At 39.2% G+C, this 21,650-nt stretch carries 18 protein-coding genes and 1 pseudogene; all 19 read right to left on the reverse strand.

The genetic code is table 11. The features are described 5' to 3' along the window. Positions 1-200: 200 nt before the first annotated feature. The 19 genes and pseudogenes from ftsZ to AB1471_RS06270 all read right to left on the reverse strand — a co-directional run bounded on the left by ftsZ (position 201) and on the right by AB1471_RS06270 (position 21,648). Positions 201-1,373, reverse strand: a complete 1,173-nt coding sequence (gene ftsZ, locus AB1471_RS06180) for a cell division protein FtsZ (RefSeq protein WP_367778861.1) — start codon at positions 1,371-1,373, stop codon at positions 201-203. A 45-nt stretch (positions 1,374-1,418) separates the two neighbouring features. Beyond that, a complete protein-coding gene (gene ftsA / locus AB1471_RS06185) occupies positions 1,419-2,708 on the reverse strand; it encodes a cell division protein FtsA (RefSeq protein ID WP_367778862.1) in 1,290 nt (429 codons plus the stop codon). Between the two features lie 153 nt (positions 2,709-2,861). Further along, a pseudogene (locus AB1471_RS06190) lies at positions 2,862-2,961 on the reverse strand (DUF1290 domain-containing protein); the annotation flags it as partial. Between the two features lie 141 nt (positions 2,962-3,102). Next, on the reverse strand, positions 3,103-3,861 hold the full coding sequence (locus AB1471_RS06195; protein WP_367778863.1) for a cell division protein FtsQ/DivIB: 759 nt from the start codon (positions 3,859-3,861) through the stop codon (positions 3,103-3,105). A gap of 30 nt (positions 3,862-3,891) precedes the next feature. Beyond that, positions 3,892-4,815 carry a UDP-N-acetylmuramate dehydrogenase gene (gene murB, locus AB1471_RS06200; RefSeq protein ID WP_367778864.1) on the reverse strand — a complete coding sequence of 308 codons (924 nt, stop codon included), beginning with the start codon at positions 4,813-4,815 and terminating at the stop codon, positions 3,892-3,894. A 295-nt stretch (positions 4,816-5,110) separates the two neighbouring features. Next, entirely contained in the window at positions 5,111-6,193 is a 1,083-nt protein-coding gene (gene spoVE / locus AB1471_RS06205; RefSeq protein ID WP_367778865.1) for a stage V sporulation protein E, read from the reverse strand. Between the two features lie 46 nt (positions 6,194-6,239). Next, positions 6,240-7,589: a UDP-N-acetylmuramoyl-L-alanine--D-glutamate ligase gene (gene murD / locus AB1471_RS06210; RefSeq protein WP_367778866.1), complete on the reverse strand. Its 1,350-nt coding sequence runs from the start codon at positions 7,587-7,589 to the stop codon at positions 6,240-6,242. After that, positions 7,590-8,564 (reverse strand): phospho-N-acetylmuramoyl-pentapeptide-transferase, encoded by a 975-nt coding sequence (mraY, locus tag AB1471_RS06215; protein ID WP_367778868.1) that lies wholly within the window; start codon positions 8,562-8,564, stop codon positions 7,590-7,592. Positions 8,565-8,887: 323 nt separating this feature from the next. Beyond that, a complete protein-coding gene (locus AB1471_RS06220) occupies positions 8,888-10,375 on the reverse strand; it encodes a UDP-N-acetylmuramoyl-L-alanyl-D-glutamate--2,6-diaminopimelate ligase (RefSeq protein WP_367778869.1) in 1,488 nt (495 codons plus the stop codon). Positions 10,376-10,448: 73 nt separating this feature from the next. Further along, on the reverse strand, positions 10,449-12,374 hold the full coding sequence (locus AB1471_RS06225) for a stage V sporulation protein D (protein WP_437342336.1): 1,926 nt from the start codon (positions 12,372-12,374) through the stop codon (positions 10,449-10,451). 180 nt (positions 12,375-12,554) lie between these two features. After that, on the reverse strand, positions 12,555-14,714 hold the full coding sequence (locus tag AB1471_RS06230) for a penicillin-binding protein (RefSeq protein WP_367778870.1): 2,160 nt from the start codon (positions 14,712-14,714) through the stop codon (positions 12,555-12,557). Further along, on the reverse strand, positions 14,711-15,067 hold the full coding sequence (gene ftsL, locus AB1471_RS06235) for a cell division protein FtsL (RefSeq protein ID WP_367778871.1): 357 nt from the start codon (positions 15,065-15,067) through the stop codon (positions 14,711-14,713). The genes AB1471_RS06230 and ftsL overlap by 4 nt, the downstream gene beginning before the upstream one ends. A gap of 22 nt (positions 15,068-15,089) precedes the next feature. Beyond that, on the reverse strand, positions 15,090-16,028 hold the full coding sequence (gene rsmH / locus AB1471_RS06240; RefSeq protein WP_367778872.1) for a 16S rRNA (cytosine(1402)-N(4))-methyltransferase RsmH: 939 nt from the start codon (positions 16,026-16,028) through the stop codon (positions 15,090-15,092). A 29-nt stretch (positions 16,029-16,057) separates the two neighbouring features. Continuing rightward, a complete protein-coding gene (gene mraZ, locus AB1471_RS06245) occupies positions 16,058-16,489 on the reverse strand; it encodes a division/cell wall cluster transcriptional repressor MraZ (RefSeq protein ID WP_367778873.1) in 432 nt (143 codons plus the stop codon). Between the two features lie 250 nt (positions 16,490-16,739). Further along, the gene (gene bshC, locus AB1471_RS06250) at positions 16,740-18,359 is read right to left on the reverse strand and encodes a bacillithiol biosynthesis cysteine-adding enzyme BshC (RefSeq protein WP_367778874.1); all 1,620 of its coding nucleotides are present in this window, start codon (positions 18,357-18,359) and stop codon (positions 16,740-16,742) included. A gap of 79 nt (positions 18,360-18,438) precedes the next feature. After that, the gene (locus tag AB1471_RS06255) at positions 18,439-18,831 is read right to left on the reverse strand and encodes a DUF3397 domain-containing protein (protein ID WP_367778875.1); all 393 of its coding nucleotides are present in this window, start codon (positions 18,829-18,831) and stop codon (positions 18,439-18,441) included. Then, positions 18,828-19,730 (reverse strand): ketopantoate reductase family protein, encoded by a 903-nt coding sequence (locus AB1471_RS06260; RefSeq protein ID WP_367778876.1) that lies wholly within the window; start codon positions 19,728-19,730, stop codon positions 18,828-18,830. The genes AB1471_RS06255 and AB1471_RS06260 overlap by 4 nt, the downstream gene beginning before the upstream one ends. Positions 19,731-19,867: 137 nt before the next feature. Further along, the gene (locus AB1471_RS06265) at positions 19,868-21,409 is read right to left on the reverse strand and encodes an acyl-CoA carboxylase subunit beta (RefSeq protein ID WP_367778877.1); all 1,542 of its coding nucleotides are present in this window, start codon (positions 21,407-21,409) and stop codon (positions 19,868-19,870) included. A gap of 26 nt (positions 21,410-21,435) precedes the next feature. Further along, a complete protein-coding gene (locus AB1471_RS06270) occupies positions 21,436-21,648 on the reverse strand; it encodes an acetyl-CoA carboxylase biotin carboxyl carrier protein subunit (protein WP_367778878.1) in 213 nt (70 codons plus the stop codon). Positions 21,649-21,650: the final 2 nt, after the last annotated feature.

Raw genomic sequence — 21,650 nt, forward strand, 5'->3', positions numbered from 1 at the left:
AGCCGCCAAGTCGACGGTTTTATTTCGGTTTCTTCAAAGGACAATATAATGATGACTGATTATGGGGATTGGGCGAGTATTTATGGGGATTATTAGGACAATTTAGTTTTCTTTGAAAACCATTGCTAGTGAGGAGTGATCACGTTTTTTATAAAAAAAAAGACTGAATCCCAAGAAGGAATCCAGTCTTTTATGTTTTATTAGCTACGTCGACGATTACGGTTACGCAGGAATGTTGGAATATCTAATGTATCTTCCACAGGTTGCTGCGATGAACGAGTTGGTTGTTCGTAAGAAGAAGCTTCTTCTCTTTCCCTCGATTGTTCTCTCTCACGTTCGCGCTTCGGTGCAGTTTGTGAAGGTTGTTGTTGTCTTACTTGACCACCCATTTGTGGTCTCGAAGACTTTTGCTGGATCATGTTGTCACTGAAACCAGTAGCAATAACTGTTACTAAAATTTCGTCTTTAAGATCTTCGCTAATAACCGAACCGAAAATCATGTTTACTTCTTGGTCAGAGGCACTTGCAACAATATCCGCTGCTTCTTGAACTTCATATAAGCTCAAGTTCGTACCACCCGTAATGTTCATTAACACGCCTTGCGCACCATCGATTGATGTTTCAAGCAGTGGACTTGAAATTGCTTTTTTAGCTGCTTCTGCAGCTCTATTTTCTCCTGATGCTACACCAATTCCCATCAATGCTGATCCTTTGTTCGACATGATTGTCTTAACATCAGCAAAGTCTAGGTTAATTAATCCTGGAACAGCGATTAAATCAGAAATACCTTGTACACCTTGACGTAGTACATTGTCTGCTTCGCGGAAGGCTTCAAGCATTGGTGTACTCTTATCTACAATTTCAAGAAGGCGATCGTTTGGAATAACGATTAGTGTATCTACTGCTTCTTTCATTGAGCTAATCCCACCAGCGGCTTGATTAGCACGCTTGCGTCCTTCAAATGTAAATGGACGAGTCACAACACCAACTGTCAGACTTCCAAGTTCGTGTGCGATCTGTGCAATCACAGGTGCTGCACCCGTTCCAGTACCACCACCCATACCTGCAGTTACAAAAACCATGTCAGCACCTTTAATTGCTTCTTCAATTTGTTCGCGACTTTCTTCAGCAGCTTTTTTCCCTACTTCAGGGTTCGCTCCTGCGCCTAGTCCGCGTGTAAGCTTGCCACCAATTTGCATTTTAATTTCTGCTTTAGAAAGGTTTAATGCTTGGGCATCTGTATTAACAGCAATAAATTCTACCCCTTGAACACCGTGCTCAATCATACGATTGACAGCGTTATTACCGCCGCCTCCTACACCGATGACTTTTATGGTTGCCAAATGATCTACATTCGTATCAAAATCCAACATCATATATCCTCCTAATTCATCCAAATTACTTGATTATTCAAAAGGTTATTCAAAAAAATACCCTAATAACTTTTTGATCTTACCCTCTTCATTCTTCTGTTTTGGTTTCGGCTGTTTTGGCCTAGAGTCCGGTTGTTTTTTTGATGAATGTTCACCGGCACCTTCGTACTCGGATACTGAAGGCTGCTTATCAAGTCTTCCTTGTAGCTTGGCATGTCTATGAGCAAATTTTATTAAGCCCACGGCCGTTGTATATTGAGGTTCTCTAACGCCAATATAATCTGGTATCGCAACTCTTACTCTGTTTTGTAAAATCGTTTGACCGAGCTCAGGAATTCCTTGCATATTCGATACTCCACCAGATAGGACAAACCCACCTGGGAGGTCGTGAATACTTAATCTCTTAAGTTCATGTGAGACAAGATCGAACATTTCTTCTAATCTTACTTCAATAATATCAGATATTTCAAGCTGATTAAATTGCTGGTGCTGATCACTTCCGATAATTGGAACACTAAAAACTTCATCTTCTGATGCATAATCATAAAATGCATGTCCATGCTTTATCTTTATTGATTCAGCATCTTCGGTGGTTGTACGAAGACCGATCGATAAATCTTTTGTGATGTGCTCCCCACCAACCGGCACGGTGGATGTTGCTATTAAATGCCCTTGTTCAAAAACAGCAATACTCGTGGAACCACCACCAATATCGATAATGGCTGTTCCAAGACTTTGCTCATCTTTAGACAATGCGATTGTACCTGCCGCAAGCGGTTGTAAGAATATATCTGCAACTTCAAGCCCCGCCCGTTCAACACAGCGTAAAATATTATGAAGCATCGTCTTAGAACCTGTAACAACTGTTCCTTCCATTTCAAGGCGAACACCAATCATGCCACGAGGATCTTTTATTTCATCTAGTCCATCTACAATAAATTGACGTGGAACAATATTGATGATTTCTCTTTCAGGCGAGATAGGCATCACTTGAGCAGCATCAATAACGCGTGCTACATCTTCATTACGAATCTCTTTATCTTCTGTTGAAACAGCAACGACGCCATGACAAGGCGAAAGAAAAACGTGGTTTCCTGGAATACCGACAATAACATTATGTATATCAAGACCTGTCATTCTTTCAGCTTGATCAACCGCTTTTTGGATCGATTGGACCGTTTCATCAATATCGACTATTGACCCTTTACGAATACCTTCTGATTGGACATTACCTACTCCGATAATGTTGAGAGAGTCATGAACCAATTCCGCGATTAGCACCTTCACATTTGATGTCCCTATATCTAAACTAACAAAATATTCATTGTTATTCACCTTGTGGCACCTCCTTCAAACACAATTAATTTCATTTTATTTTACTAAATTAATATTTACTATCTATCATTCAACATAAAGAAGTAAAAGCCTTTATTTATTTGACAATTTTGTTCATTTTTTCTTTTCAATCCATCAAACTAACAAAATATGTCAAATCACAGCGATATTTTGGAATTGACGAACACCAATCGAAAAAAATCGCTGCTAAATATAAGTCTACACCAAGATGCACGCCTAGAAAAGCCAAACTTTCGGTTCACACAATATAGTTGTCTATTAATTGAAACTACTTCAACACCTATAATCAAAACTTCATTGAAACATTAATACATGATGCTTATGAACAATATAGTCATCCTTCCATTTCAATGGTTACTGCTGTTGACGTTTCTTACTCTGTGTTCGTCTCATAAGCTTTAAAATATGAACCAACTTCGAGGTCTATAATTCCTTTCTCATCGGGATTTAACTCACTTACGATTGAAGGATAGTAAGCCATCTTTTCTGCAAATGTGTCAATGACCGCTGAAACCTCAAATCCATCGTTCATATAAACATTGATATGATTTTGATCTGTATCAGTAGGAGTCGAATAAACTTCTGATATTGATTGTTGAACTTCAACAGGTAACTTTGCGAGTTCAGTTGCCATTTTTTCTAAAATCTCTTGGGATGAGAAACCAATTAAAATAGGAGCATGGCTACTAAGTTCATTAACAGCGACCGGGGTTGAAGAAGCTCCATTCTCAAGAATCGGCATAAATAACTGGTCTTGACTAACATAAGCAATATGTTGGTATTCTTCAACTTTTATAATTAAAGAAGTTGGAAACTTCTTATCGATAAACACATTTTTAACTTCTAAATGATCCTTAATATCCTCTATCACCTTGTCCGTACCCGTAGACCAAAACGAGTCGCCAATCGCAACACCGCCCGCTTCTATTATCTCTTCTTCAGTTAACCCATTCAGTCCATTCACTGAAATGGACTGAATTTTGCTATATGGAGATTGAAAAAACAGAATGATAAGGATAAACAGGACAAAGAGCAACACAACAACCAGTAATCGACGATTCGCTCTTTTTTTACGTCGCTGCTTTAATTGAGGAACTCGATCCTCAAGAGATACGACTGGCTTCTGGCCCATTGAACTCACTCTCCTTTATCAAACGAAACGCTAACGCTTAAGGTCAGCCTGATTGCCTACCCACTCTACTTCCGTTTCCATTTCAATTTTGTACTCAGCCCAGATAACATTTTTAATGTGTTTAATAACGGATTGAATATCTTTGGAGGTTGCTCCACCTGCATTTACAATGAAGTTTCCATGTACCGTAGAAACTTGTGCTCCCCCAAGTCGGAAACCCTTTAACCCTGCTTGTTCGATCAATTGACCTGCATAGTTTGGTAACGGATTTCTAAAAATACTTCCAGAACACGGATGGTTCCAAGGTTGCGTATTCCTACGATAATCTTTGTATTTCTTCATCTCAGATTTAATGTTATCTTTGTTTCCTTCAGTTAGCTCAAACTCTGCTTCTAAAACAATTCCAGGACGCTCTTTTTGTAAAATAGACGTACGGTACGTAAATTTTAATTCTTCATTAGAAAGCCACTTCATTGTGCCCTCTGCAAACAAAATGTGTGCTTTAGTCAACACCTTTGAAATATCAGAACCATGTGCACCAGCATTCATGTATACTGATCCACCAACAGAGCCCGGGATACCACTTGAAAATTGCAAACCATGGAGCCCTTCTCTAGCCATTTGAGTTGCTAACACAATTATGGAATAACCACCGTCTACACGAATGGTAGTTCCATTAATCTCTAGATCGTCCATGCCTTTTCCTAGTTTAATGACGATCCCTCTAATTCCTTTGTCACTCACTAATAGGTTAGAACCTCTTCCGATTACGCGCCATTTAACGTTGTGTTCGTTTATAAGATTCATTAAATGCTGTAACTTTTCGATCGAAGCGGGCTCAACTAAAACATCTGCTGGCCCTCCTACTTTCATGGTTGTATGGTTCGCAAGGTTTTCATTAAGCGAAATGTTCCCTACATCTGCAGCTTGCAGTGCTTTAATAAATTTTTTCATACTTTCTCTCCTTAAAGCTCAAATATTCGCTGAGTGTAAAAAACACAGCCGCTAAGACTCTGTCTTTTCCCTATAGTACACTATTCTAATCCAAGAACACACAGCTATCAAACCTTTATCATTAAAATGTAAAATAAAAAACAAAAGCGAAACAGGCGTTCTGGCTCGACAGACAAAAGGGAACCGACGAGGAGGGCGTTCTGCGTTCTTTACCACCAACTTAAACGGAAAATGTTAGCTATTAGAACTAAATAAAAAAAAGCAGTTCGAGATTTCTCTCAAACTGCCGGTCCGGTTACACTCTCTTCTGATGTTTACTGATGTTTAAAAGGATGCCACAAGAAAGTAATACAAGTAATAGCGATGACCCGCCGTAACTCATAAAAGGAAGTGTAATACCTGTAACAGGAATTAATCCGATTACTACTGATACGTTGATCACCACTTGAATGCCTATCATTAATACAATTCCACCAGCTAATAGCTGTCCAAATCGATCTGGCGCATGTAATGCAACCAAAATTCCTCGCCACACAATTGCAGCAAAAAGAAGCAATAAACCAAATCCACCAAAAAATCCTAATTCTTCAGCAACAATAGCAAAGATAAAGTCATTTTGTGGTTCAGGTAAATAAAAATACTTCTGTCTACTTTCACCGAGACCAAAACCAAAAACCGCTCCAGGACCGATCGCATACAACGACTGGATCATTTGAAACCCTGCACCTAAAGGGTCTTGCCATGGATCTAAATAAGATACTATACGTTGCAGTCGATATGGAGCTGAAATAATCAGTCCCGTGAAACCGGCAACTCCAAGAAAGAATAATCCAACAAAGAAACGATACGGAGCACCTGCTAAGAAAAACAAGGATAAACCTGTCCCTAGAATCACTGTACCAGTTCCTAAATCAGGCTGGAGCATAATAATTCCAAATGGTAAAAGTAACAAACCAAGAAGTGGCGCTATTCCTTTACGAAACTGAGAAATGTTTTGCTGGTTCTTGTCCAAGTACTTTGCGAGAAGTAAAAGCACCCCTATTTTCGCAAACTCTGATGGCTGTAATGACAGTGAACCAACACCTAACCAACTTTGAGAGCCATTACGCACAAGACCTACACCTGGGATCAACACAAGAATTAGTAGAACAATGCCACCTGCAAAAATTGGCCACGCGTACTTTTTCCATCTCCAATAATCAATACGAGATAAAAACAGCATACTAAAAATACCTAACACTGCAAATACTGCTTGTCTTTTCGAAAAAAAATGCTGGTCCTCAAATCGATCCAAGGCCCAAACAGAACTTGCACTATCAATCATGACAATTCCAAAAAGAACACAAGAAACAATAAGTGTAAAAAGCCAACGGTCCATCGCTTACATCCTCACAGTAAAGGAAATTGAGCAAATTAGAGCCCTATTACAGCTTATTCACTTGTTCAATAAATATGTCACCACGCACTTCAAATGTTGGATGCTGATCCCAACTAGCACAGGCTGGCGAAAGAAGAATAATATCTCCTTCATCTGATAGCTCGGCTGCGACTGAAACACTTTGTTCCACACCTTCTACTCTTTTTATGGTTTTGATGCCAGCTTTTTGACCGAGTTCGATCATCTTTTGAGCCGTTTGACCGAAGACAACCATCGCTTTAACATTTGATAAATAAGGACCTAATTCATCAAACTCATGGCCCCGGTCTAACCCACCGCATAATAAAATAGTTGGCGTATGAAACGCGTCAAGCGCACTTTTTGTTGCAAGCAAATTTGTTGCTTTTGAGTCATTATAAAATTTTCGTCCCTGCCACTCTCGAACAAACTGTGTACGGTGTCGTACACCAGAGAATGTTGTTAAAACAGAATAAATAGCTTCATTGCTAACACCAGATAGCTTTGATGCTCCAACTGCGGCCAATATATTTTCTAAATTATGCGCACCTGGTAAGACAATTTCTTCAACTTGAATGACTCTCTCTTGATTAAAATAAATCGCATCGTCCTTTATATATAATCCGTTTTCTAGAATTTGAGTTGTCGAAAACGGAATGATCGTTGCTTTTGAGAAATTCACACGGTCCATCAGTTCAGGTTGATCAGTATTCACAATAAGAAAATCATCGGGTGTTTGATTACGGGTAATCGCAACCTTCGCTTCTACATACTCATTACGAGACGAATGGTAATCCAGATGAGCTTCATAGATGTTTGTTATAATTGCGATTGTCGGGTTGAATTGGTCAATCCCCATCAATTGAAATGATGATAGTTCAACAACCATTGTTTCATCTTCAGTTACATGTTGTGCTACTTCACAAGCAACCGTTCCAATGTTCCCAGCCATATACACTGTTTGCTTATCTGCATTGATCATATGATGAACAAGCGTAGTCGTTGTCGTTTTCCCGTTTGTACCAGTAATTCCAATCATTTTCGATTCGTTAATTTGATAGGCAAGTTCAACTTCAGTTATCACAGGCAACCCTATTTCGATTGCACCTTTAATAAGATCATTCGTATAAGGTATTCCTGGGTTTTTCACGATAAATTCAAAGCCCTCATCAAGAAGTTCAACTGGGTGACTACCACAAACAACTTTAATCCCTTCATCTAATAAAGTTTGTGCATCTTTATTTTCTGAAAGAGGCTTCCAGTCATTTACCGTGACAAACGCACCGAGACGGTGAAGGAGCAATGATGCAGCAACACCACTTTTCGCTAATCCAACAACTAATACCTTTTTATTTTGATATGTTGAAATGGATTTCATTTACCCCCACACTCCTATCAAGACACCTAATACACCACATATTAATCCTACTGACCAAAAAACAGTTACAACCTTCCACTCAGACCAACCAACAAGCTCAAAATGATGGTGCAGTGGGCTCATCCTAAAAATACGTTTTCCAGTTAATTTAAATGATGTAACTTGCATTATGACTGATAACGTTTCAATTACGAACACTAGACCAATCAACAGTAACAATACTTCTTGTTTGGCCAGTATGGAGACAGTAGCTACCGCTCCACCTAAAGCGAGTGAACCTGTATCACCCATAAACACTTTTGCTGGATGCGCGTTAAATACTAAAAAGCCAAGAACAGCTCCAACGACTGCCATACAAAAAATTGCAACCGCAAGCTGCTCTTGTTGCCAAGCAATAATCGCAAATGCGCTAAAAGCAATTGCAGCGGTTCCAGATACTAAACCATCTAAACCATCTGTCAAATTGACAGCATTCGAAAAACCAACCAACCAAAAAATGACGAATCCTATATAGAGAAATCCTAGGTTCAGTTCAAATGAAGTAAATGGCACAGCAATCATCGATGAAAAGTCATTCGCTTGAAAGATTACATAAAAAATAATCGCAATAATGATTTGTCCAAGTAATTTTTGCTTAGACGTTAATCCTAAATTTCGTTTCATCACAACTTTAATAAAATCGTCTAAGAACCCTAAAACACCAAACGTGATCGTGACGAAAAGTAATAAAAAGACGGATACATTTAATTCACCATAAAAAGCGGCAATCGCAATCGTAGTGATTAGAATAGAAAACATAATAATGATTCCACCCATTGTAGGCGTACCGCTTTTTATTTGGTGAGATTGTGGTCCTTCTTCCCGAATACTTTGACCAAATTTCAACCTTCTTAAATACGGAATAAAAATAGGGGATACTGCAACGGTCGCAATAAATCCAGTGAATAAGGCAAGAAATATCGCCCAAATTGACATACTTGTTCCTCCTTACAAATGCCTTTACCTATGTAATCATAAACAAAGTCATTGTACCATATCGTGGACCATCTTACTCGAAAAGACCCTATATAATCATAGTAGGGAAATGAGTTAAGGTAAAGTGTTATTTATTTTTAAAAATTGAAGTAGGCCTCAATCCTTGACTTTGCTATGAACTGTTGAAGGGAACGATACAAATTCTAACAGCAACAGGAGGCTATCAATAAAAAAAGTGCTATTAGCCATTATTGACCAAAATGACACGGCGGCTACACCCTGCATCATGGTCAACTGCTAAAATAGCACTTTGTCATAAGAATCTATTCGTTTGCGAGAAGTGAATTGTTTGACTTTGTTAAAATTTCATAAGCAACTTTCTTATCGTCAAATGGAAGGGTCTGATCACCGATAATTTGAACTTTTTCATGTCCCTTACCTGCAATTAAAATCACATCGTCTATTGCAGCTTGATTGATGGCAAATTCAATTGCTTCTCTTCGATCTGGTAAAACGGTGTACCGACATCCAACTACTCCCTGTTCCATATCCTTAATAATTGCCGTAGGGGACTCACTTCTTGGATTATCTGAAGTAAAAATAACATCCGTTGCGTTGTCACACGCCACTTTAGCCATTAGTGGGCGCTTCGTTCGATCTCGATCCCCACCACACCCCACCACCACAAAAATTCGTTTCGCTTTCATCATAGCAATCGCTTGTAGCACATTCCGCAAACTGTCAGGTGTGTGTGCGTAGTCCACAATTACAGTAAATGTTTGTTTCGCTTCAACGAGTTCAAACCTACCTGGTACACTCGGCAACGTAGAAAGACCCTTTGCAATGTCACTAAGAGAAATCTTTTTTGCTACGGCTGTAGAAATAGCAGCGAGCGCATTGTAGACGTTAAAAACACCGACAACTGGAATGCCAATGGATGTTGATCCAATTGGTGTATGTACAGTAAAGGAAGTGTCGTGCCTCCCAAAATGGACATTACTTGCATAGACATCTGATTGCTCTGTTAAACCATAGGAAATAATATGTGCGGATGTTGATTGGCTAATCGTCGCAGAAAAAGGATCATCATTATTTATGATTGCAAATTTTGGATAGTTGGTAAAATGCTGATGACCTAGCTGAGAAAACAGTAAACTCTTGGACCATTTATAATGATCCATCGATCCATGATAGTCCAAATGGTCTTGAGTTAAGTTTGTAAAAACAGCAATATCGACATCACACCCGAACATTCTTCCCTGGGCAAGTCCATGAGAAGAAACTTCAATAATTGCTGTAGTCACCTTTTGTGATAAAAAATCCAGTAAAGTTTGTTGCAGCAGCAAATTGTCTGGTGTGGTATTAAGCGCTTTTTTCGTGTGATTTCCTTGTTTCATATATAGCGTTCCAATGACACCCGTTTGTTCTCCCTCTTGACTAATAACAGATTCAATCATATGAGAGACAGTCGTTTTTCCATTTGTCCCTGTCACGCCAATCACATTCATGTTGTAACTAGGGTATTCATAAAATAAGTTAGTAATTTGTGCTAAGGCCTGCCTGAGATTACTGACTTGGACCACAGGAATAGGTAGAGTGAAGTCACGATCACATAAAATCGCAACTGCTCCGTTTAGAATTGCCTGGTCGATAAAATCCTTACCATCTGCCCGTCCACCCTTTAACGCTATAAACAGCGCGCCTGGATTTACGTCTTGGTGATGATGAGAGATCGATTGAATGACAGGATCGAAAGCCGGTCCTGTCATCTCATAAAAAGGCAAGCAACTTAATAACTCAGAAAGTCTCATCTTTTCAACTCCTAACTCCAATACATAACAAACTACTTATATTGTAGTTTAAAATTGATTCCAATTCCATCCCTTACTCTTCATCCCCCATCATAATTCGAATAGTTGATCCTTCATTCACTGTCACTTTTGGACCTGGCGATTGTTCAATGACTATATCTCCAGTTCCTTGTATGTCCAATTCTAACGGCAATAGCACTTCTTTTAGTTCTTTAGTCGTCATACCAATAAAATCTGGCACGGTATACGTTATAGGGTCAGGCCAACGATACTCTTTCTCCACTTGCGTCTCTCTAGGTTCGACACCTAACACGCCTAATCCATCTTCTAAAATATTTCCTACGATCGGAGCAGCTACTACGCCTCCAAATTGAACTGTATTTTTAGGGTGATCAATCGCTACATAAACGATCAGTTCAGGATCATCACTTGGGGCAAATCCAATAAAAGAAACAATGTAGCTATCTTCCATATATTGACCGTCTTCTACTTTTTGAGCGGTTCCCGTTTTCCCGCCTACCCTGTACATATCAACAAATGCCCCTCTACCGGTACCTTGAGCAACGACTGTTTCTAAGGCTTCACGCACTTGTTTTGACGTGTCTTCAGATATAACTCTTCTTTTTATGTCTGGCTCTATTTCCTCAACGGTTTCACCGCTCTCTGGATCAACCCACTTTTTAGCGATATATGGAGTAGGTAGATACCCACCATTGACTGCTGCTGAAACTGCTGTAATTTGTTGAATGGGTGTGACCGATACACCTTGACCAAATGCTGTGGTCGCTAACTCAAGAGGTCCTACTTCGTCTAGTGGAAATAGGATTCCGCTTGATTCACCTTGCAAATCAATCCCCGTTTTTTCACCAAAGCCAAATTTATCAATATAACTAAACAGTGTATCTTCACCTAAACGATTTCCCATTTCAACAAATCCTGGGTTACATGAGTTTTGTACAACTTCTAAAAAAGTTTGTTGTCCATGACCATCACGGTCCCAGCAACGCAGTCGGGTCCCAGCTATTTCCACATGACCTGGATCATAAAATTCATCCTTATTAAGATCCACCTTGCCTTCTTCTAGTGCAGCAGCAAGCGTAATTATTTTAAAGGTGGAACCAGGCTCGTATGTACTCCAAATAGGTAAAATACGATTATAAATCTCAGGGGTTGTTTCTTGGTAAGATAATGGATGAAAATCTGGTCTACTAGCCATCCCAAGTATTTCTCCAGTCTTTGGATCCATCGCTATGGCGAGCATTTGGTCTGGATCGTATTCTATTTGAGCGTTCGTCAATTCACGTTCTAATATTGTTTGAATTCGTTCATCAATCGTTAAATACAAATCATTCCCATCCGTTGGCGTATTATATTGCGCGGTCATGTCTTCCATATCTTGTCCTTTTGCGTCTGTGTAAAAATCAATTGTTCCATTCTCTCCCTTAAGCATATCATCATGCATGAGCTCCAGGCCTGACAAACCTTGGTTATCCACACCAATAAACCCAAGCACATGGGACAGTGAACGATCATTTGGATATTGCCGTTCATAATCATCAGCAATGAATACACCTGCTAATTCTGCGTCCTCTATTTGCCGAACTTGTTCAAAGGATAGCTTACGTCCTTCAGGGTGTATTTTTTCCATGTAACTTGGCTTTTCAATGTATTCTAGCGCTTTTTCTTCAGGCATATTCAAAATCTCAGCTAGCGCCTTTGCTGTCGCTGCTCTGTCTTCAATTTGTCTTGGAATGATAAAAACACTCGGTGCAAGCTTGTTCGTTACAATAATCTCACCATTTCGATCATAAATCGTTCCTCGTTGTGCTTCCATAGGCAACTCTCTACTCCAACTGTCCAATGCCTTCGTTAAAAGTGTGTTATGAGAAACAAATTGAACGATAAACATTCGTGTGGTCATAATCAAGATGATGGCAGAGAACAACATCAAAGCAATAATCAACCTTTTACGTATGGTACGAATCGATGGCTTTTTCAAGGAGCAATATCCTCCTATAATGTGATACCTTCACTATATGAGTTCAAAAAGATGGACATGACAAAAAACATTTTCTAAACAAGTTGCTTGCTTAGAAAATGTTTGTCTACGGCCAATGAAGCTATTGCTTCCTCCCAGCCAGAACAGGCTATTATCGGGTCGTTTAGTTTGGAAAAATTCTTATGTTTCTTCATCATGTGTTTTGAAAGAAACCATTAACTGTTCGTCTCCTGATAAAGGTGTATCAGCTTTGATGCTTTGATTTGTCGCATATCCCGAGCCTGACGTACTTAGTTCAAGTCCGGCAAGCATCGCTACTTTTGTCACGTCACGCACGGACCAATTAGTTAAATCTGGGATCGATAGGTCACCATCTGTCAACAAAACGACACGCTCTCCATCTAGTAGTGATGTTTCACTAGATGATTGGTCTACAACGGTTGAACCATCGCCTAAAACAACTGGAGTGAGTCCTGCTTGTTCAAGAGAAACCTTTGCGTCTTCAACATTCTCACCTACTAAATCTTGCACTTCAACGGTTTCCTTAGAAGGCACTTCGGCAGATTCGATATTTAAATATTTAAGACTATTTAACATTACAGGATTAAACACTTTTGAAACAGGCACAGATCCGAGCTCTCCCTCTGGTAGAGTTGGTTGTTGAATGGCAATATAAACGATTAATTCTGGGTCATCAGCTGGTGCCATACCCATAAAGGAAAACAAATAATTGTCTTGCCCTGTCATATAACCACCTTTATCAAGATCTGGAATTTGAGCTTGCCCTGACTTTCCTGCTACATCATAGCCTTGAATAGCAAATGGTTGACCCGTCCCAACCTCTGATGTAACAGTAGATGCTAAAACGTCTCGAACTTGCTCGGCGGTTTCTTTTGAGATTGGTTCACCCACCACTTCAGGTTCACTTTCATGGACTGTTTCTCCTGTATTTGGATCGACTATTTTGGAGATTACATGAGGCTTCATCATCTTACCATCGTTTGCAATTGCTGTTTCAGCTTGAATCATCTGAAGCGGTGTGACGGTTGTACCTTGTCCAAAAATCGTTGTCACTTTTTCAACTGGGTAATTATAGAGGATATTCCCTGCTGCTTCATTCGGCAAGTCAACCCCTGTTTTAGAGCCAAATCCAAACGCCTTTAAGTAGGATTCAAATGTATTTTCACCCATCTTTTCAAGAAGATAAGCAAAAGCGACGTTTGATGAACGCTGTACTCCTTCAAGGTAACTGATTGTCCCCCAACCAGCACCATAATTATGATCACGTATCGTTTGATCTAACACTTGATAAGTCCCTGATTCAAACGCGTCATTCGGATCAAAAACGTCTTCTTCGATGGCCGCAGCTAATGAGAACGTCTTAAACGAAGATCCTGGTTCGAAAGTACTTTCAACGATATCATTGAGCCAATTTTCAAGACCTTCTCTTGTATCAGGATCAAACGTCGGTCGTTGACTCATCGCGAAAATTTCACCTGTTTTCACGTTTACAACGACTCCAACCATTTTTTCCGGACTGTATTCATCGGCAACTTGGCTCATTGCATCTTCTAAAAACGTTTGAATTTTTTTATCTAACGTCAAATACACGTCATGACCATCTTCCGCTTCCACAACTGATTTTTTACCGGTTGGCAATAAAAAATCACTTGCATCTTCTTGAGACTTCAGAGAACCGTCTGTTCCTTTTAAGTATTTATTGAGGCTTTGTTCAATCCCCATTTCGCCTACCGTTTTAATTGTTCTACCTTCTTCATTTTCTTCTGATTTGGTAAAGCCAATTAAATGGGAAGAAAAAATTCCATTCGGATAAAATCGCTTAAGTGATGGTGTAAAGAGAATACCAGGTAGTTCTTCTTTTTCAATTTTCATTTTGAATTCTAGTGGAATATCTTTTCCTTCTGATCCAAATTCGATCTGTTTTTTGTCAGAATTCAATCGTTCAAGAATTTCTTCCTCGGAAAGATCAATATATTTTGCTAGGATTTCAGCTGTTTTTTCAGGATCATCAACATGTTGCGGATTATCTTCATTTGTCGTTAAATCTTCATCGAGTACAGCAACGAGTTTATAAGTCTGTGCATCTTCTGCAATGACTTCACCATTTGTATCAAGAATTTTCCCTCTTTCTGCTTCTAAAATCTGCTCTCTTTCGTACTGTGATTGAGCTCGAGCAGCCAAATCTACGCCTTCTAGCTCACCCGTGATTTGAAGTGTCGAAAACCTTGTAAGTAAAGCAAAAAAGAGAGCACCAAATACTATAAATAAAAGGTAGGCTCCCCAATTTTGTTTTAGTGCTCGAATGATTTTCACGCTCATGGCTGTGTTACGCCCTTCACTTTATTTTCATCTAGAGTAAGACCAAGTTCTTTCGCCTTTTCCAATACACGTTCAGGTGTAGTCTTCTGGCTGATTTGGGTGGAGTGGTCTTTGTTAATATTTTGTTGATCAACAATTTTGGATTCGAGAGCTTGAATATCTTTGTTCGTTTGATATATCTCTGCTTGAGTATAAATGACTTGAACACTCGCAAAAAGGATAAATGCAATAAAACCAATTGCTAGTATCTTTTCACCTAGTGTAAACCTTGAAGATTGATCCTTTATAACCCGTACTCGCTTTACTTTTTCAACTTGTTGTTGCTCCTTCAGTTGCCTTGCTGAGCTTACCATCCTAATTCCCCCCTCTTAACGATTAACTTTTCGTTTTTTCTACAATACGAAGTTTCGCTGAGCGTGATCGATTATTACCTTCTAATTCAACATCACTTGCCACAATCGGTTTCCTTGTAACTAATTTAAATAACGGTTTGTATTCTTGCGGGATAACTGGTAACCCGTGAGGTAACTCAGGTCCCTGTGCTGCTTTTTTAAACATCGTTTTGCAAATACGATCTTCCAATGAATGGAAAGTGATCACGCTAATTCGCCCACTTGGTTTAATTAGCTCCATCGCTTGCTCTAATGATTCTTCAACGACACCTAGTTCATCATTTACTGCAATCCTAATCGCTTGAAACACTCGCTTTGCTGGATGACCACCTTTTCGCCTAGCTGGAGCAGGAATTCCATCTTTGATCAATTCAACGAGTTCACCAGTTGTTTCTATGACTTTCTTTTCTCTTGCAGCTTCAATTTTACGAGCGATTTGCTTTGAAAACTTTTCTTCACCATAACGATAAAAAATACGAACTAAGTCTTCAAACGCCCATTCATTGACGATCGTCTTAGCAGATAAAGAAGCAGATTGATCCATTCTCATGTCCAAAGGAGCATCATTGTGGTAGCTAAATCCTCTTTCTGGAGTATCAAGCTGAGGTGAGGACACCCCTAAATCATAAAGAATTCCATCCACTTCACCTACATCATGCTTTGCCAACTCTTCTTTTAAATAGCGAAAATTCGCTTGGATAAATGTAACTTGTCCTGCGTATCCACTTAGTTTTTGCTTTGCATGGATAATCGCAGTCTCATCTTGATCAAAACAATATAAATGACCTTCTGGTTGCAGCTGGGACAATAAGTATTCACTATGTCCGGCTCCTCCTAAGGTACAGTCAACATAAATTCCATTTGGTCGAATTGCTAATCCATCAACCGTTTCTTTTAACAACACAGTAGTATGGTCAAACATCAGGGTCACCTCAAATACGTTATCTAAGTCTATAAATCAAAATCGATGAGGTTTTCTGCTATTTCAGCAAATGAATCTTCAGATTGAGCTAAATAATCATCCCAAACGGATTGTCCCCAGATTTCAATTCGACTTGATACACCAAGTATCATACATTCTTTTTCAATTTTTGCATAGTTTAGTAAATTTTTAGGTAGGTTGATACGTCCTTGCTTGTCAATCTCGCACTCCACAGCTCCAGAGAAGAAAAAACGAGCAAATGCTCTGGCATCTTTTTTAGTAACAGGTAGTGATCGAACTTTTTCTTCAAGGCGGCGCCATTCTTCCATAGGATAACCAAAAAGACATTGATCAAGTCCACGGGTAATGACAAAGACGTCTTCTACATGTTCACGGTATTTTGCAGGGACGATAATTCGCCCTTTCGTATCAATATTGTGTTGATATTCTCCCATGAACATGCGAACTAACCACCTTTCCACCTAAATGTACCACAGTCCCCCACTTCGTACCACTTCTTTCTCATATTCTAACACAACTGTAATGTAGTTTCACTATCGATTATATAGAATATTCAAATAGTTCTAACTGACAGGTCATACGATCTACATAAATTAGGCATCTCTATGTTTAGTGGTGAGATGTGGAGGAAAGGAAACCTCTAAATAAAACAGCCACCTCCCTCGCAATAGGGAGATGGCCTATACTCGATTAAATGGAAACCGCTTTGTGGTCACCATCAAATTGGTATTCGATTGAAGTTAGTTGTGTGACAAAATCTGTTCCATAGCGATTAAGAAAATAAAATACATTCCACATCCGCTCTTGAGGACCGTCGCCTGGCTTTAGACTAGATGCAATTCGATCGTATTTCGAGAGCATCACTTTGTTCTTTAGCGCGATGTGATCATCTGTTTTCTTTTTCAAAAAGGCTAATTGCTGCTGGTGAATGGACAAGTTTTTTGAAACGATTGACGATAACCCAGGGTGCATGCTATCTGCTTCTGATGTAATTTTTTCATATTGCTGTTCAAGCCATTTTTCAGTTTCTTCTATATATTTGTCCATTGTTTCATCTTTGACACTCTTCAAATATTTTTCTTTTTGTTCTCTAGTTCCATGTTCTAATACAGTAGCTAGTTCCAGTTGTAATTCAGCACACTTTTGTGAGATGTCACGCTCTACAATTGTAATGTTAAGTCTTGGTACTATAGGAGGCATTTTCATCTCCATTTTTTCAAAAGCTGTTTTCAGTTCTGCCCAGTAGGCAATTTCTCCAGGACCAGCAACAAAGGCTAGTGAAGGAAAAAGCCATTCCTGCATCATCGGCCTTGTTACAACATTGTTGCTTATTTTCTCTGGTGACTTTTCAATAACTGCCTCCAACTCTTCTTTTGTCAAAACAAGTTGACCACTCTTATCTTCATATCCTTGTTCTGTTTTAAAAAGTAAAATCCGTTCATCTTCAATCGTGATAAATAAATTTACTGCATTGGAAGCAATGTCAATCATCGGATTAAATCCATTTTCTTGAACAAGCGCTTGTTGTTTATGAACAAGCTCTGTTATGCGATCACTTTCATTCAGCAATTGCTGAAAAAAAGGTTGCTCAATTTTCCGTAACGAAAGGTCAGCTGCATCAATAACAAGCAATCCCTCTTCTTTAAACATGTTCATAATAAGATGTGCAAAGAATTTTGTAATCGTTGAGGTTTGGTTAATCGCTTCGTCCAATTGCGTAAGAAGAGCAGACGTATGAGTCGTTTCTCCAAATTCTCTTATAATAGAACGAACCCATTTTTTCATCGTGTCTCGGTCAAATTCAGTAGCTGATGCCATCCTTTTATCTAGTACACGTTCAGGATACCCTTTTTTGTGTAGTTGAAGGTCGTTTTCAACGTAAACATGATTGATTTCTAAAAAATCATGATCTTCTCCTGCGATCCAAAAAACTGGGATGACTGGATGCCCAAGAGCTTTTTCTTGCTGCTTTGCTAGTTGAATGATTGAGATGACTTTATGTATTGTGTATAGGGGACCTGTTAATAATCCGGCTTGCTGACCACCTATGACAACGAGACCATCTTCTCTTAATTTATTAATCGAGTGTTTTACAGCAGAGCTTTGTGGTAAATCCGCCATATAGTTGTCTATACATTCAGCAAGCGAATGACGATGAAATTTACGCTCTTGCAATTCCTTCATCCGTGTGTAGAAAACTTCCTGATTCGTAAACCCACTATGAAAAAAAGAAAGAACGTTGTTATCTTCCTTTAAATAGCTAGAGGTAAAAGGTTGAATCGCTGGAAGCTTAACATTTTCCAATAACATAATGTAAAACCCCTTTTTCCAACTTATATCCATTAAGATTATAACATCTCATTTCTAAAATAAGAAAGAAGTTGCTTACTTAGCGGACAATTGCCAAGAAGACTTCACGTGAAACTCCATAAGTCACTAATAAGGCATGGCAGCACATGAATAACACGAAATTCAAGCCCCAAAAACCTGCTACTATTTTACTCCAATGTAAATCAGCGTCTTGCCTCCATAAATAAGAAACAACACTAATACCCATTATCGCCATTCCAATTAACATCAACCAAAGAAGTGATACATTCCATATCGATAAAATGGAAAAATACACTGCCCCAAAAGCAAACGGGGTGGTTCCGTACACCGCGAATTTTACGGATCGCTTATGATTTCTAATTAGTCCTTTTATCAATGAAAATAAAATCACATACACCAGTAAAGGGACACATAAAAAAACACCTAGAAAAAACACCGCAACATTTGTCACGATCTGATCCCCTCTCGAAATTCCAATCCACAAATGGCTTTATTTAAAAAATGAAGTAACGGCGTACGAACACCCTTTTGAGACGCTACGTTGATTGCAAAACCTAAAATGCTGTCCACCTCTGTTTTCCTGCCTTGTTGCAGATCAGCATTCATTGAGGATGTATTTTCCGCTGTCTTGATACAAAGGGATTCGACTTGCTGTATTGACAAAAAAGATTTAGCTTCAGGGAAAATCAGGATCATTTCAAGGTATAGATCGTGCAACAAATTTCTAAGATACGGATTACGTATAAGTTCTCCATTCGGAACGCGAAAAATCGCTGTTAAAGAATTGATCATGATGTTTTTAATCAGTTTTTCTAGCAACATATGATAATATTCTTGTCGAAAAAGAATAGGGAAATCTGAATTATTGATGGTTAACAGCTCTTTTAGTTTTTCTTTTTCACCTTTAAACGGAGCAATCTGCCACCTACCAATCCCATTGTGGTGAACAGTAGTGGATGACTCTTTACTCGCTCCATGCTCAACAGTACTAACGAAAAGTTGAGAATGTGGTAAAGACTCCATGAATTCAAGATGTCCCATGCCATTTTGAGTAAAAATAATCGGCGTGTGATAAGAGATCGATTCAATGACTGGCTGTAACTCTTTTAGTTGGTACTGCTTAACAGTAAGGATCCAGCAATCGCTCTTTATACCTATGCTAGGGTCAGCACTCGCGGTAACATAAGCATTCATGCTTTGGTTTGGATCATGACATGTGATGCCATTTTGGTTAATATGATCCGCTTGTTTTTGATGGTGAGTAATAATACGTATATTGTGACCGCTCTTTGCGAGTCTTGCTGAAAATAATAAGCCGATGGCTCCAGCCCCAAGAATGGATATGTTCATCTTTTTCACCTTCTTTCGTACTAGTCTAGCAAACATAAGATAGTTAAGGTAGTCGAATTTAATCAAAAATAAAAAAAACGTTACAACATATCGTTTCAGGCGCACGCGATGTTGTAACGTTCGTAGTTGATTCTTTTTTATACTGGATAAACTGAATGTTTTTTGGGTGCTATCGGAATGTGTTTTGACGCATAAAAAGCAAAACGGTTGATTAACTCGTGTCGTAAATCATTTGGTTCAACAATATCATCAACGATTAGTTCAGAAGCAAGTCGATAGATATCGATTTCTTCTTTATATTCTTGATGCTTTTGTTGAACGAATACAATACGCTCTTTTTGATCTTCAATCTCTTGGATTTTATTCGAGTAAACAGCATTCACAGCAGCCTCGGGACCCATGACAGCGATTTGAGCTGATGGTAGCGCAATACAACAATCCGGTTCAAATGCAGGACCTGCCATTGCATAAAGACCAGCACCATATGCTTTTCGAACGACAACAGAAATTTTAGGAACAGTCGCAGAGCTCATCGCTGCAATGAGTTTTGCACCGTGTCTAATAATTCCGGCACGCTCAACCTTCGTTCCAATCATAAACCCTGGAACATCCGCAAGGAAAAGCAACGGGATACTAAAAGCATCGCAAAGTTGGATAAATTTTGCTGCTTTATCTGCAGAGTCTACGAATAGTACTCCACCCTTTACACGCGGTTGGTTAGCTATAATTCCTACAGGTTTGCCATCTAACCTAGCTAAGCCAGTAATTAACTCTGGTGCAAATAGTTTTTTAATTTCAAAAAAACTATTTCCATCAACGAACGAGTCAATCGCTTCATACATATCAAACGGTGCGTTTTGGTTTTCTGGAATCAGATCGGCGAGTGCTTTTTCTGAAGATGGAGAAACGCCATCAGTTGTAGGTACTTCTGCATTAAAATTTGCCGGAAAATAACTTAAGTAACGTTGAGCTTGTGCGATTGCTTCTTCTTCATTTTCAGCAAGGATATCACCACACCCACTTACTGAGCAGTGCATGCGAGCTCCGCCCATTTCTTCTAATGTTACCTTCTCACCTATTACTTTTTCAGCCATACGAGGTGATCCTAGATACATAGACGCATTGCCATCCACCATGATGACGATGTCACAGAACGCTGGGATGTAAGCTCCGCCAGCTGCAGATGGACCAAATAACAAACATATTTGTGGAATTGTTCCCGACAAGCGAACTTGGTTATGAAAAATCTTCCCTGCTCCTCTTCGGTTTGGAAACATATCAAGCTGATCCGTAATTCTCGCTCCTGCTGAATCCACTAAATACAACAATGGCACGCGTAACTTTTCGGCTGTTTCTTGAATACGAATAATTTTTTCAACTGTACGCGCTCCCCATGATCCCGCTTTGACAGTGGAATCGTTCGCCATCACACAAACAGTCCGGCCATCAATTTTACCAGTACCTGTTACAACACCATCCGCTGGTAAGTCCCTAGCGCTTTGGTTAGCAAACATACCATCCTCTTGGAAAGAATGATGATCAAGTAATAACTCCAAACGTTTACGTACAAATAACTTCCCTTGCTCTTCTTGCTTCTCATGGTATTTGGCATGACCGCCAGATTTAATTTTTTGTGTAACTTCTTCTAAACGACTTTGATTGGTTACGTTTTGACTCATTAAGATTTCCTCCTAACAAAAAATTCTTATGATAATACGACTAATGTATCTCCTTCGTTTACGAAGTCGCCTTCTACTACTTTCACTTCTCCAACCGTCCCATCCATTTGTACATCTACAGGAATCTCCATTTTCATAGATTCTAGTATTAACACCGTTTGCCCTGTATCGACACTGTCACCAGGCGCAACTAATACTTTAAATACCGTACCTGCCATAGATGATTGAATTTCTTTCATGA

The organism is Jeotgalibacillus marinus (assembly GCF_040801915.1).
GTDB classification, from domain to species: domain Bacteria; phylum Bacillota; class Bacilli; order Bacillales; family Jeotgalibacillaceae; genus Jeotgalibacillus; species Jeotgalibacillus marinus.

Bases quoted from the DNA above. Each gene is read 5' to 3' on its own strand.
- ftsZ (WP_367778861.1), bottom strand. From the start codon at position 1,373: ATGTTGGATTTTGATACGAATGTAGATCATTTGGCAACCATAAAAGTC.
- AB1471_RS06195 (WP_367778863.1), bottom strand. From the start codon at position 3,861: ATGGGCCAGAAGCCAGTCGTATCTCTTGAGGATCGAGTTCCTCAATTA.
- murB (WP_367778864.1), bottom strand. From the start codon at position 4,815: ATGAAAAAATTTATTAAAGCACTGCAAGCTGCAGATGTAGGGAACATT.
- spoVE (WP_367778865.1), bottom strand. From the start codon at position 6,193: ATGGACCGTTGGCTTTTTACACTTATTGTTTCTTGTGTTCTTTTTGGA.
- murD (WP_367778866.1), bottom strand. From the start codon at position 7,589: ATGAAATCCATTTCAACATATCAAAATAAAAAGGTATTAGTTGTTGGA.
- mraY (WP_367778868.1), bottom strand. From the start codon at position 8,564: ATGTCAATTTGGGCGATATTTCTTGCCTTATTCACTGGATTTATTGCG.
- AB1471_RS06220 (WP_367778869.1), bottom strand. From the start codon at position 10,375: ATGAGACTTTCTGAGTTATTAAGTTGCTTGCCTTTTTATGAGATGACA.
- AB1471_RS06230 (WP_367778870.1), bottom strand. From the start codon at position 14,714: ATGAGCGTGAAAATCATTCGAGCACTAAAACAAAATTGGGGAGCCTAC.
- ftsL (WP_367778871.1), bottom strand. From the start codon at position 15,067: ATGGTAAGCTCAGCAAGGCAACTGAAGGAGCAACAACAAGTTGAAAAA.
- rsmH (WP_367778872.1), bottom strand. From the start codon at position 16,028: ATGTTTGACCATACTACTGTGTTGTTAAAAGAAACGGTTGATGGATTA.
- mraZ (WP_367778873.1), bottom strand. From the start codon at position 16,489: ATGTTCATGGGAGAATATCAACACAATATTGATACGAAAGGGCGAATT.
- bshC (WP_367778874.1), bottom strand. From the start codon at position 18,359: ATGTTATTGGAAAATGTTAAGCTTCCAGCGATTCAACCTTTTACCTCT.
- AB1471_RS06260 (WP_367778876.1), bottom strand. From the start codon at position 19,730: ATGAACATATCCATTCTTGGGGCTGGAGCCATCGGCTTATTATTTTCA.
- AB1471_RS06265 (WP_367778877.1), bottom strand. From the start codon at position 21,409: ATGAGTCAAAACGTAACCAATCAAAGTCGTTTAGAAGAAGTTACACAA.
- AB1471_RS06270 (WP_367778878.1), bottom strand. From the start codon at position 21,648: ATGAAAGAAATTCAATCATCTATGGCAGGTACGGTATTTAAAGTATTA.